This window comes from Lacrimispora algidixylanolytica (genome assembly GCF_003609635.1).
GTDB lineage: Bacteria > Bacillota > Clostridia > Lachnospirales > Lachnospiraceae > Lacrimispora > Lacrimispora algidixylanolytica.
Map to the genome: position 1 here is coordinate 211105 of NZ_MCIA01000030.1, position 13112 is coordinate 224216.

A 13112-nucleotide genomic window follows, 5' to 3' on the forward strand; every position below is an offset into this window, starting at 1 on the left:
TTTAGAGAACAAGAGAAGGTGGTGTATAAACTCTTGCTGCCAGTTCAGAATCGATTAAATAAAGTCCTTTTGAATCATTACCAAATAAATCATATCTCTTAATGATCTCATCGGTATTCTTCTCTTCCTCATTCTGCTCTTTTACAAACCAGTCAAGGAACTGCATGGTACGAAAATCCTTTAATTCATATGCTGATGAATAAATATCATGAATTGAAGCCGTTACTTTTAACTCATGTTCAAAAGCATTTACTGTAGGCTGACGGAAATCTTCATAGGTATAATGAGGAGCCTTAATGTCATCCAGTACTACCTTTACACCGTTGTTTAGTAAATAATCCATAAAGAGCATAGCATGATCCCGCTCCTCCTGGGTCTGAATCTTAAACCAGTTTGCAAATCCATTTAAATTACTGTCTGTATAATAGTTTGAAATGTCCAAATACAGATAAGCAGAATAAAATTCAAAATTAATTTGCTTATTAATTTTTTCTACGATAATTTTATCTAACATGATTTCATCCTCCTTTAATTAGTCAATGGTTATGTGTTACTATATTCTAACATTTTTGATAAAATTATTCAATCAAATAGAGAAAAAAATAAAAAATCGGAAGGCCATACGTTATGACCTTCCGATTTTGTTTTCTTATTTTCCTTTTTTCTTTTCCCACATTGCCCATAAGGTACCGGCAACACAGATTGAGGAATAGCATCCGGTGATTACACCGAAAAGCATTGGCAGAGAGAATTCAAGGATGGATTCAATCTGGAAGTACATGGAAGCAGCCATAATAACCACAACGCAGATGGCTGTTGCCATGGAGGTATTAATGGATCTGCCAAGAGTCTGGCTCGTACTTATGTTCACTAGATCCACCACAGACATCTTACTGTCATGTTTTTTATTTTCACGAATTCTATCGTAAATAACAATGGTATCGTTTATAGAATATCCGATAATCGTCAGTACCACCGCCACAAAGGCATCGTTTAACGGAATACCAAATAATACAAATGCAAAGAACACCACTAACGTATCATGGAACAAAGAAATCATAGCAGTAATTCCTGCGGGCAGACCTGATATAGCAGAGAATCTTACCCATACATAAACAATGATGAATAACAACGCAAGACCAATAGCAAGTCCAGCATTCCTTAAAGCTTTTGCACCAATATAAGGCTCTACAACATATGTTTCAGATAGCTTTGCATCTGTCTTATCGGAGGTGCTGTTGATTGCATCCGTAATCGCTTTCTGTTCATCTGGAGACATACCTGCATTTCCAGCAAAAGTAATTGAAAGTCTCTTAAGTCCAGTCATGTTGTCTTCTTTAATCTGAACCGTAACCGGTCTGTTGGTCTGTTTCTCTACTACTGCCTGAATCTTATCTGTATCTGCTTCATTGGATACGGAATAGCTTAATACCGCACCACCGGTGAACTGGGTATCAAGTTTAACCCCTTTTGTGAAGCACCCTATGATTCCAGCCAAGATGATAACACCGGAAATAATTGCAAATATATATTTCTTCTCGTAAAACGGGATGGTCTTAATATCCTTTCTCACACGGAAGAATTTCATATCATTAAACTTCTTATTCTCGATGAAGGATAACAGAAGTTTCTTGGAAACCGTAATACCTACAAAAAGGTTTACGATCATACCAATCATAAGGGTATAACCAAAACTTAACATGGTACCAGAACCTAAAGCCATCAGGATTGCTGCAATAATAGCGGCTGTTACATTTCCGTCAAATACGGAAGAGAATGCATTCTTATATCCATAAGTAACTGCATTTTTAATGGAAGTACCTTTTTTCAGCTCATCAGAAATTCGCTCTGATGTAATAATATTCGTATCCACCGTCATACCAAGGGTCAGGATAATTCCTGCAATACCTGGAAGGGTCAGTGTATACTGAGGAATGGAGATTGCAAGCATCTGTATGATCATCTGCATGAACAGGGTAATGCAGGCGGTAACACCTGGAAGTTTATAGAACCCGATCATAAATACACAAATGATAAAGAATGCAGCCATTCCTGCATAAACCATAATATTTAATGCGTTGTTACCAAGAGCAGGGCTGATGGTAGAGAAGTTGGAGGTAGCAAGGGAAAACGGAAGTGCACCTGCATTGATTTTCTCAGCTAGGCTCTTTGCTTCGTCGTAGTCCTTCATACCTGTGATTACAGCCTGTCCACCAGATATCTTTGTCTGTACGGTTGGGCTTGAAATAAGATCATTATCCATAAAAATGCTCATACGTTTTCCGATCAAATTTCCAGTAGCATCTTCAAAAAGCTTTGCACCTTCCGGATCAAAGCTAAGAGAAACCTCATATGCCTTGATGCCGTTGTTTGAAGTGGTTTCCGGAGCTGCAGTTTTAACATTCTTACCCTGTATTAAAACCTTGCCGTCTGGATCACGGAATGTAAGCTCTGCCATTTCACCAAGCTCTGCAATGGCATCTTCTGGATTAAAGTTTGTCTCTCCTGATTTCCATGGGAACTGAACGATGATATAGCCAGCATTTTTATCAACCGTAACTTCACGGTCTGAGATATTCTGGTTGTCCATACGGGTTTCAATAATCTCTCTGGCTGTCTGAAGCTCTGCTTCCGTAGGCTTTCTGTTTAAATCCTGAGGCTCAAAGATTGCCTCTACACCGCCTCGGATATCAATGCCGTACCGCATACCAAAGACGCCCTTTACATCGCTTCCAAGACCAAACACTGCAATTGCGCAGAGGGCTGCCAAAGCAACCAAAATCCCAGCAAGCATTTTCTTTCCTGGTTTCATATCGTATCCTCTTTTCTACTATTAGTTTTGACACAATGGATAAACAAATTTTATGTTTCCTTTTTCTCCATCTGAATCATGAATAAAGCGCATTAGAAACATTCTCCCAATATAACTGTCCTGTAGTAAGACAAGGATAACTGCCCACAGGATTAGGGAAATCAATAGAAGCTCTGATTTCATAATTAGATATTTCATCGGCATAACTCCAAAAGAAGTTCTGCCAATGGAGATATTGATCATCTCTCCACTTGCTTCTTCGTCAAAACCAGTATACTCGACGATGCCTCTTACGCCCTTTTGGCCAGAGCCCCTCTCAGACACCATCTTTTTTAAAGGATGGGGTGGCTTTCGGCCAATGTCGATATTAAAAATATTAAATTCTGACAGCAGCAATGTAAAGCAGAATAAATATGCCAATACTCTGCGGATAACACTGCCGTTTGTGGCCTTGTTGCTCATAGATCCCCCTCCTGCAATATTCACACAAATCTATTACTTTTCTGAATATAAACACCAAAAAGCATTGTACTACAAATAGTCATGAAATACAACCTTTGCTTAAGCCCTAGAACTGATTAATTTGCTAAGAATTATTTCCAATTTCCCCTTCTCCTCTTCCGTTAAAACAGAGAAAAACCGATCTCCTACATTCTTATCCTTCGGAAGCTGCAAAAGAACTGCTTGTTCCCCCTTCCAGGTCAAATGAAGGGTTCTTTCTTTCTCCTTTGAATCTTTGATAGAGATCTCTCCTTTATCTTCCAGCTTATCCAATACCTTTTTTAATTCCTCTTTTTCAAGTCCTGAATATTCCTTTAATTCCTTTGGGGTGATACCATTTTTTTCAACCAGTATATTTAATATGTAACTTCGAATCAATTTCCCGCTATCTTTTCCTTCCGCCTTTTTAGACAGAGTTTCCATTCCCTTCTGATATAGAAGAGATAATTTTAATTCAGACTGAAGTTTCTTTAACGTTTCTTTTTCAGAATCTCCCAGGACCTTAACTTCTTCACTCATTGATTTGGCAAGTGTCTTCCCTTTCCCGCAATGAGGATCATTTAAAGAACAATGTCGTTTGCAATAAGGGCAGTGTTCCTGTTCCAACCGTTCTTTTTTCATGTGAATACCTCCGTATGTCTTATGTTTTATAAGTCTTTTGTAATGTATTTTTTAATATCCATAATTTATCTTCTATCTACATAATCAAACCAAGGAAAACGTCAACGTAATTCTTAGTATACTATCTATTATATTTATCTGCGGGAAGAATATCAAGCAGATATTCTCTTTCCGCCTAAGAATTAGCCCGTTTTTCCACAAATATTTCACTTTAACCAAGTTACTCTTTTGCTATCATCTCTAAGTAAAGAGTCAGATTAAAAACTGGTATGTATGATTTTACTGTAATTGGATATTTGAATAATACCAACGATTTATTATGATAGATATTAATGATAGCTGAAACCGTACACGAAGGAGGGAACGAAATGAGACGCATGGGAACCAAAAAAATTGTATACAGTGCCTTAATGGCATCGCTTATTGCCGTTGCTACCATGGTAATTCACATACCATCGGCCTTTCATGGCTACATTCATCTGGGCGACGGACTGGTTCTTATGAGCAGTATCCTTTTAGGACCTCTGGCAGGATCCGCCGCCGCTGGGGTTGGCTCCATGATGGCTGATCTTTTATCTGGTTATGCCTTTTACGCTCCTATTACATTAATTGTTAAGGCGTTGGCTGCTATGGGAGCTGGATTACTCTACAAAAAGCTTACTAGAAAAAGCGGCTCCACCACCTTCCGGTTGTTTCCTTTTCTAAGTGCCGGAATGATATGCAGTGGAATTGTCACAGGCGGATATTTCTTATTTGAATTAGTCGTCTACGGAAAATCTGCTGCACTCTTAAACATTCCTCCAAATCTGGTACAAAACGTATTTAGCCTAATCACAGCGGGCACACTACTTCCATTTCTCCTTAGCAGAAAAGAGTTTAAGGACCTTTCCTTTCAAAAAGAGAGGTAATAGTGAGCCTGATAGAGGTTATAAATATCTTGACAGGGAGAAACAAAGTGCATATAATGCAAATGATTTAGGTTTAAAATTCTAAGTGAATAAAGATCGTCATGAAATATACTTATAAAGGATATATAATATGATACAGCAAGAATTTCCCATGAATAAAGACACTGGGCATAATACGGTACAGATTTGGAACAAGATAAAACTGTACGTTACAAGTAACTTGATTTTCTCCATTTCTCTGTTTGCCGCAATTGTTTCTTCTTTCTTTCAATTACCAAGGTGGGAATATATTGATTTTAAGGTTATCATCTGTTTATTTGAATTAATGATCGTGGTTGACGCCTTTGATAAATATAAATTTCTCCAGTATATTGCGACTAAAGTATGTGAACGTTGTAAGACAGAACGTGGGCTCACCATGGCTCTTTGCTTGACTTCATTTATTGTCTCTATGCTATTAACAAATGACGTTACTCTACTGGCAATTGTTCCTATTTTGATCATCATCTCCAGAAAGAGCAGTTATGACATCATTATTCCTTGCGTTCTGGTAACCATAGCCGCCAATCTAGGAAGTAGCGTAACCCCTTTTGGAAATCCCCAAAATTTATTTTTATTTTCTTTCTATGAAATGAATACAAAAACATTCCTTTTATACTCGTTGCCCCTCTGCCTTCTTAGCATGGTTTTAATTCTTTTACTCGGTTTCATTGTCAAATCTAAAAAAATAGATTTTGATATGGACCACGTAATAATAGAGGATAAAAAAGGAATGGGTTTTTATATGTTCCTCTTAGTACTGGTGATATTAAGTGTATTTAATCTGATCCCTTATCTAGCCGTTTTTCCTATTATAATGTTAGCTACCTTTATAACGGATAAAAACCTCTTAAGAAAAGCGAACTACCAACTGATATTTACTTTTATTTTTATTTTCATAGCAATTGGAAATATTTCACATATTCCTCAATTAAATCAATATCTTTCCAACTTGGTTCATACTCAAAAAGCGACTTATATTTATTCTCTTTTACTAAGCCAGTTTATAAGTAACGTTCCAGCAACCATTGCAATTGCACCCTTTACCTCTCATGCACAAGCTTTATATTATGGTGTAAATATCGGCGGTCTAGGAACACCAGTGGCTTCTCTCGCCAGTATCATTGCTTACTCTCTATACAGCAGCCAATACGGGGAAAACAAGAAGAAATTTCTAGTTCACTTTACTATATTAAATTTCATTTGCCTCGCTCTAATGGGAACAGTAGGCTATCTGATGATTTAAGCTTAAAAAAGCAGCGGATTGGATTCATCAAGCCGCTGCTTTTTATATGGATATTATACTCATTACCCCCCTAGAGTAACGTCCTGACTGGAATACCATTCTATTGCATCATAAACGTGCTGAGCATTGAAGTCAGGCCAATAATCATCCACAATATATATGTCAGAATATACCGATTGTACTGGTAGAAAGCCGGAAAGTCTTCTACGACCTCCCCACCGGACCACCAAATCGATTCTTGAGACATCTGAGGATTTTAGCTGAGGGCCAATGGAACCATCATAAAGCCCCAAATCCCACTCCCAGCTATAATTCACAAGAAAATTTATCTTCATGCCGCCCCCACCAAACCTTGATCTGATGGTGTATGGCTTTAAGATCTCTGGAAACATGGCAGAGGACGTTTTTCCCAAAACAAGAAGTTCTGCATCTTCTACCGATAATCTCTCTACCGCTTTTATACAGGCATCTGAAAATGCCTCTCGTTGACTTGTGGGGCGTTTGGTGTTATCCGCCGTAAACCCGTAAAAAGTCATTTCTTTGATTCCTAAATCTTTACAAATATGATAGAGCTCCATACCGGGCAAAATCCCGTTATCGTATCCATCCTCTTTTTTCATCCCCTGTTCCACCGCCCAGCGACGGTTTCCATCGGGTATGATACCAATGTGTTTTGGAATTCTCATTTTTCTTCCTCCTTTTTCCATTTGGAAATATAAAGAGAGTATAGCCACTTTTTTCAATTCCATAATGAAAATAGTAGGCATGAGACTGTTATTGCTTCAAATAAATAGCCTTGTATCAATCACACTTATCTGCTTAGCAACAGAAAGCGTGATTTATACAGGGCGTTTTGTAAGAGAAAACCTAGAATTGGTAAGATTCAAATTGAGATTCATGTGATAATTGATTATTTTTTGAATTTCTTTAAATCTGTTGGCATCTTAGGCTGATGATATATGTACATACATCTGCTCTCTGCTGCCACTTCCAAAGATTTTCTTGCTAATTTCTCCATAAATTTTGCTGCGTTGTTTGTTTTACTTTTCATTATTTACCCCCATTGTTTTATAATAAGATGATTCCATTATAGTATCGGATATTTGAAAATATGCTTAGATGTAAAAATTCCGACACTGCATGTCATTTTTCCCATATTATAGCCTTAATGAGTAAGACTAACTTCTTTTTTTCATCTCATTCTTATCCTTTGAAAAGATTAGTAAAAGCAAAAGCGTCAAACATAGGAATATATTGATTAGATTAATTAAGGATACCAGATTCTCCACTAAAAATTCATTACTATAATCGAATCTTACTTCATCCCATTCTAAATAATTGGTAATGATAATCGTAATAATGAAATTTATATTATAGATTTTTCTATTTTTCTTAACTGAAAAATCTTTATTAAGTATGGTAACGAATAAATACATAATTAATATCAACATGCCAACAGCAAGAAACAAAAGTAAATATAGATTCAAATAGTATCACCTCACTTCCATTTATATTAATCCTAATTTATCATTCTGATTTACAGAGCAATACGAAAATATAATATTTCCGTCTCAAAAAGCTTACCTCGTTGAAATCACGGTTCTGTACGTAATTTTCACTTAATACAAATCTTTTTCTTTTTTTTCTTACAATTATCACTACAACTATACAAAAACTTCCAATTATACTGTATAATATATGTTGATTGTGACCATACGCCCCGAGAAAAAAAAAGGGGAAAAGCATACCGATTTTCAAAGCGCATCCCCCTGTTGCTTCATGAAAATACGAATCTAAATTTAAAATAAGGAAGTGAAAATATGTTACGAGTCGCAATTTGTGATGATGATTTCCTGTTTACAGGTATGTTAGAAAAAACATTGAGATTGGAAGCAGAATCAAGTGGTATCGAAATTGAAATTGATGTATTTTTTGATGGTGTCATGCTGGAAAAATATATCCGTCAGGGAAACATATTTGACTTAATATACCTGGATATCGAAATGTCCCAGCAAAATGGAATTGAAGCTGCACGCCATATTAGAGAGACCGATAAATCCGTATTATTAATTTATATCTCCGGATATGAGCAGTATCTAAAGGAATTATTTGAAGTGGAGCCATTCCGGTTCCTGTCCAAACCATTAGATCATTCTAAGTTTTCACAATATTTTCAAGAAGCGTATCAACGAATTAGTGAAAATAATGTTTATTATCAATTTAATTTTAACAAAGAAATCAAAAAAGTAGCTCTAAAAGATGTGATCTATTTTGAAAGTCGGAATCGGATCGTACATATTTATCTAAGAAATGGAGAGGAAGAATACTTCTACGGAAAGCTCAATGACGTAGAAAATGAACTGAAAGAAATTAATCAGCGTTATCTTCGTATCCATCAATCTTATTTGGTCAATTACGATTACGTAAGAAAAATGAACTTTTCCAATTTGATCATAGAAAATAATGGAACCCAGATTACACTCCAAATCAGCGAGGACCGGCAGAAGAAAATAAGAATACAATTGTGCGATCTAGCAAGCAGAAAGGCAGGTGTATAATGCTGTGAGCATACTTTCTGCCGCCATTGTAAGCCCCTTTCTTTCTCTTTTTTACATTCTTGTAATAAGAAAGTGTATCAACGCATTTTTTATTCCTACGCCCTTCAAACTACCAAATTATCTGGTCTGGATTACCTACTTTTTCTTCCAGGTATACATTGGTATGGGGGAACCCCTTCCACCGGTAATCACTTTACTGCTAAATATGTTCTTCGTATTTCTGGTTACCAGTATCTCTAATACAGAAAGCCTTAGAAAATGTGCTATATTTTCTTTTCTAATTTGTGCGATCTGGATGTTGGTGGAGATCATCGTCCATATGATCTTATATATGCTTAATTTTGACGATAGATCAGGACTCTCAGGGACTATTATATCAAAAATTGTAATGCTGGTGTTTGCAATCATTACAGGTAATTGTCTACAACAGAAAAGTATTACAGATATTTCCTTTCGGTACATGGCCTTCCTCTTTATCGTGCCAGCGGGAAGTATCTACATCATGCATAATATCTTCCTCATTTGCAATAAATCTGATGAAGAACTGGTATTTTCTTTTGTTTCTGGAATTATGCTTCTTTTTATTAATTATGTTATTTTTGAAGTATTTGAATCTCTGGCGCAGAACACAGAATACCAAAAAAAAACCATGCTTTATGAGCAGCAATTAGACCTGTGCAATCAACAGGCAAAGGAAAGAGAAGCTCAAAACGCTGAGGTAAGAATGCTTCGTCATGACATTAAGCAGCATTTAATTTGTTTACTTGGTATGGTAAATGCGGATAAGAAACAAGAAGCAATCAATTACTTAACGTCCCTTCTTGATAATGGGACATCCAAAAAGATATATGAAATCTCCCGAAGCGGCAACATCGTTGTGGATTCTCTTGTGAATTACAAATGCTCCGTCGCACTAAAGGAAAACATCGAATTTAATGCAAATATTTTCATTCCACCTGTTCTTCCCTTCCAAAACGGCAACCTTACTATCATTTTAGGGAACCTGTTAGAAAATGCTCTGGACGCGTGCCGTCATGTAACTAGCGGGAAACGAATGATCGGAATGCAAATGTCCTATCAAAAGGAAATCCTATCAATTGTGGTCTGGAATACATTTGAAGGCATTCCATCACCCGAAGGGGAAAGAAGCATTCAATCAAAACACAGAATGGGAATGCTCTCAATTGAACAAGCCGTTACCAACTGTAATGGAGAGCTAACCACTGAGACACAAGGCGACATCTTTAAAGCTGCGGTAATCTTATATGAAGATGAGGAAAAATGATGTTCTATTCAAGCTTCCTCACACAATAAGCATAACATTGATTTGATGAAATAAGATATTGACAGGAGGATCACAAATGGAACGATTATCCATTGTATTAACAAATTACATAATGAAAAAGGGAGTCATCACAAAAGAGAATTACGACATTTACTTATATGGCTTCCAAAGCTTTTTAGAACTTTCTTTAAATATCATCTGTAGTATCCTCATCGCGATTTCCTTACATATGGAAATAGAATGCCTCCTGTTTTTTTTATTTTTTGTTCCTCTTCGTTCCTTTAATGGGGGACTGCATCTTAAATCATATTACTCTTGCCTGATTTTTTCCTGCATAACCATGACCTATATTTTATTGCTGGTAAAGCATATCCATTTAAACGCTCCTGTTTCCTTCTTACTTTTTTTAATCTTATTAGTAGCAGTGAAACTTACCGGATCCTTTGATCACCCCAACCGACCCGTGGTTGAAGAGGAGAATGCCATATTCATTCAAAAAACTAATTTTACATTTATACTCAGTTTTGTTGCTGCATTGGTCTTTTTAATATTCCAGCTCGATAAATACCTTTTATTAGAGACACTTACCTATCTTCTGGTATTTATCACTTTGGTGATCTCCAAAATAAAGCAACGAAGCCTGGAACCTGGTCAGTAAAAAGAAGTTTATGAAAAAGGGAAAGGGAGATACGCAGCCTGTAAATCACATTTTCTTTCCCTTTTTATCAATGCTACTTTGTAATTCAGTCAATACTTTTTTAAGAAAATCTGGTAGATTTGCTCCCATACGTCCAGCATTTTCTAAAATAGAAATTAATTCATTTACAATTAACCAGGTTGTTACTAGTAATCCAAAGATGGTTTTATGCTCAAACTTTATTCCTAATTCTACCGTAAACTTATAAATAATATAATCAGTACAGACTGCCACAGATATAATAAAGATGTAGCTTGCTTTTTTATAGATTCCTAAAAGACTTTTTTTGCTGTTCCAACCATACTGTTTGCTGTTGGGATGATCTAATGCCTCTTTTTTAGACGCAAGCATCCCGGAAAGATAATCAATAATCATCAGTATTGTCAACAAAAATACGGTTGGAAGCAACAGATCAAATTGATCCATAACCCATGCACCTATGGCCCCCATCGTGCCCCTTTCTAAAAATATTTTCTTATCCATTTTAATCCCTTTCCCAATCTCATTGTTATGTATCGCGACTGCTAATTAAAATATTTCTCTTTTAAAAGTTGATAGAAATTTTTTCTAACTCGATTCACATACTGTCTCGAGACTTGATTCTTTTTTGCAATGACTGCATCGGACTCGTCTTTAAAAATAATATTGCAAAGAATATCGTATTGTTTCCCGTCCTCCTTCCGTATCAATTCCTTTAGATCTTCTAAAAATATAAAATCCTCATATTCCGATTGATTGATATCAATCTTGGAAAAAAACTCGTCCTCTACAACGGATTCACTGTCATAATGCAGCTTACTCTTTTTGTACAACTCAAGGAACCTATTTTTTAAGGCTCTGCTTAGAAAATAAATACACTGCCCCTCCTCCTGATAATAACCCATAGTATTCACAGCCTCCAAAAGACAAAGTACGAATTCGGAATGCATGTCCTCTTTTTCATCTTTATATAAAAGACGAACATATTTACTTATGAGTGGTTCCATCTTATCTGCGATCAGTAAGAATATCTCTTTGTTTCCATTCTTATAATCCTTTATAAGTACTTGTATGCTATCTCCCATTTTTTTCCCTCCTAAAAGGTAAAAAGAAAAAAAGGGTAAATTTGTAAACTGAATTCAACAGATATTTTTTTCTTATTCTTACTGATTGATTTTAGTCAAAAAACTATCACTTTTCCGATACATGTAAAAAACACTGAACAAAAGGAAGAAAATCCTTTTTATTCAGTGTTAATGCACAAAATAATGGTCATGACTATAAAGTCACGATTTAATATATATTTTTTTAACATTATCTTAATGTAACTTATTGTTATCTAAAAACAATGTATATTTAACTATTCATATATACAGTTATTCAGGGTTTATCTTGATTTTTATAAAAATATCTTGTTATAATACTAAAATATGGTTGCTCATAAGGATTATTTTGTGGAAGGTAATTAAGATGTGATGGTTGAGAAATCAAAAAAAGAACTATCAACCGACAGTCCCTTTGTTATAATTTGTTATATTCTGTTATTTTTTGTTATATTGTTAACATTCTAAAAGGTTGTATACCTCATCGCTTCTATTACCCCATCAGTTCAATTAAATCATTGCTTCACTGCTTCAATTGCTTCATTACTTCAGTTACTTTAATGATAACTTGGACAGATCTATCTTGTTGAGAGGAATACTCGGTTCCCCCTCCTTTATTCTAATTGATATATCATCATGACTACCAACCATCATAATTAAGGGAACTTTGCTTTGCTCTGATAGATCTGATATATTAAATACTTTACTGAAAGCTTCAAAAGTAGTATCTTGTTCATCAATAGCTGCTACTGTTGGGTTGTAATCATTAAAAAAACCTGTCACATATTTTCCATCCTTATAGGTTAGACATACGTAGGCAGATCCACTGGAACCGTCACTGACAAGAATAAGGCTGTTTCTTCTATAATATATACGATTGATTGAATACCAGCCTTCAGGCTCGTATAAATCAATAATCTTTTCTATTTTATTGTCTTTATAAGAGAAGATATTAATGGATACGTTATCACCAAATATTAATTCTGGTATCCCATCATTGTTGAAATCATGGGTCTTTAAGTAGATCCATCGGTCAGAAATACTTTCATCTCTTAATCCGTATGGATCAATTAAGTATTCTTTTGAATAGTTTATAATGTCTTTATAAGAAGATTGCCAACTATTATCTATTGCAGAATTATCAAAATTCGCATTATCTTTACTGCCATCACTTTTTTGCTTATCTTCTGCATTATAATAACTACTCTGTTCCCCGTTCCCCTTAGCACCAGAAACCTGGCAAGCTGTTATTGCGCATATAGTGAAGAGTGATGCTGCAAATAACATTATTTTCTTTTTCAACCTACTTCCTCCCCTATTTTTACCTGTAAACGTGCTATCCCCGATCTATTTCAAAAGTCTT

General features: G+C 35.6%; 15 protein-coding genes. 5 read left to right on the forward strand and 10 right to left on the reverse strand.

Annotation, left to right across the window (positions count from 1 at the left end; all coding sequences use genetic code 11):
* Position 1: 1 nt before the first annotated feature.
* The 4 genes from BET01_RS14905 to BET01_RS14920 all read right to left on the reverse strand — a co-directional run bounded on the left by BET01_RS14905 (position 2) and on the right by BET01_RS14920 (position 3934).
* The gene (locus BET01_RS14905) at positions 2-514 is read right to left on the reverse strand and encodes a ferritin (RefSeq protein ID WP_120197596.1); all 513 of its coding nucleotides are present in this window, start codon (positions 512-514) and stop codon (positions 2-4) included.
* A 135-nt stretch (positions 515-649) separates the two neighbouring features.
* A complete protein-coding gene (gene secF, locus BET01_RS14910) occupies positions 650-2812 on the reverse strand; it encodes a protein translocase subunit SecF (RefSeq protein WP_120197597.1) in 2163 nt (720 codons plus the stop codon).
* A gap of 21 nt (positions 2813-2833) precedes the next feature.
* On the reverse strand, positions 2834-3274 hold the full coding sequence (locus BET01_RS14915) for a hypothetical protein (RefSeq protein WP_120197598.1): 441 nt from the start codon (positions 3272-3274) through the stop codon (positions 2834-2836).
* A 99-nt stretch (positions 3275-3373) separates the two neighbouring features.
* The gene (locus tag BET01_RS14920; protein ID WP_120197599.1) at positions 3374-3934 is read right to left on the reverse strand and encodes a helix-turn-helix domain-containing protein; all 561 of its coding nucleotides are present in this window, start codon (positions 3932-3934) and stop codon (positions 3374-3376) included.
* 368 nt (positions 3935-4302) lie between these two features.
* Between BET01_RS14920 and BET01_RS14925 the strand changes: the two genes are divergently transcribed.
* Entirely contained in the window at positions 4303-4842 is a 540-nt protein-coding gene (locus BET01_RS14925) for an ECF transporter S component (RefSeq protein ID WP_243117239.1), read from the forward strand.
* A 130-nt stretch (positions 4843-4972) separates the two neighbouring features.
* Positions 4973-6127 carry an SLC13 family permease gene (locus BET01_RS14930; RefSeq protein ID WP_243117240.1) on the forward strand — a complete coding sequence of 385 codons (1155 nt, stop codon included), beginning with the start codon at positions 4973-4975 and terminating at the stop codon, positions 6125-6127.
* A 62-nt stretch (positions 6128-6189) separates the two neighbouring features.
* Here BET01_RS14930 and BET01_RS14935 read toward each other — a convergent pair whose 3' ends face one another.
* The 3 genes from BET01_RS14935 to BET01_RS14945 form a co-directional block, all read right to left on the reverse strand.
* The gene (locus tag BET01_RS14935; protein WP_120197600.1) at positions 6190-6813 is read right to left on the reverse strand and encodes an undecaprenyl diphosphate synthase family protein; all 624 of its coding nucleotides are present in this window, start codon (positions 6811-6813) and stop codon (positions 6190-6192) included.
* Between the two features lie 224 nt (positions 6814-7037).
* Positions 7038-7178 carry a cyclic lactone autoinducer peptide gene (locus BET01_RS14940; RefSeq protein WP_120197601.1) on the reverse strand — a complete coding sequence of 47 codons (141 nt, stop codon included), beginning with the start codon at positions 7176-7178 and terminating at the stop codon, positions 7038-7040.
* Positions 7179-7305: 127 nt separating this feature from the next.
* Positions 7306-7614, reverse strand: coding sequence for a hypothetical protein (locus BET01_RS14945; RefSeq protein WP_120197602.1), 309 nt, complete (start codon positions 7612-7614; stop codon positions 7306-7308).
* 333 nt (positions 7615-7947) lie between these two features.
* On the opposite strand from BET01_RS14945, the gene BET01_RS14955 reads away from it, so the two are divergent.
* The 3 genes from BET01_RS14955 (at position 7948) to BET01_RS14965 (ending at position 10628) form a co-directional block, all read left to right on the forward strand.
* Positions 7948-8685, forward strand: coding sequence for a LytR/AlgR family response regulator transcription factor (locus tag BET01_RS14955; RefSeq protein WP_120197604.1), 738 nt, complete (start codon positions 7948-7950; stop codon positions 8683-8685).
* A 4-nt stretch (positions 8686-8689) separates the two neighbouring features.
* Positions 8690-9970, forward strand: coding sequence for a sensor histidine kinase (locus BET01_RS14960; protein ID WP_147422821.1), 1281 nt, complete (start codon positions 8690-8692; stop codon positions 9968-9970).
* A gap of 76 nt (positions 9971-10046) precedes the next feature.
* Positions 10047-10628: an accessory gene regulator B family protein gene (locus tag BET01_RS14965; protein WP_120197606.1), complete on the forward strand. Its 582-nt coding sequence runs from the start codon at positions 10047-10049 to the stop codon at positions 10626-10628.
* Positions 10629-10673: 45 nt separating this feature from the next.
* Here BET01_RS14965 and BET01_RS14970 read toward each other — a convergent pair whose 3' ends face one another.
* The 3 genes from BET01_RS14970 to BET01_RS14980 form a co-directional block, all read right to left on the reverse strand.
* Positions 10674-11150, reverse strand: a complete 477-nt coding sequence (locus tag BET01_RS14970; protein ID WP_120197607.1) for a phage holin family protein — start codon at positions 11148-11150, stop codon at positions 10674-10676.
* A gap of 41 nt (positions 11151-11191) precedes the next feature.
* Positions 11192-11731, reverse strand: a complete 540-nt coding sequence (locus tag BET01_RS14975; protein WP_120197608.1) for a sigma-70 RNA polymerase sigma factor region 4 domain-containing protein — start codon at positions 11729-11731, stop codon at positions 11192-11194.
* Between the two features lie 570 nt (positions 11732-12301).
* Positions 12302-13051, reverse strand: a complete 750-nt coding sequence (locus BET01_RS14980; RefSeq protein WP_120197609.1) for a hypothetical protein — start codon at positions 13049-13051, stop codon at positions 12302-12304.
* Positions 13052-13112 lie beyond the last annotated feature (61 nt).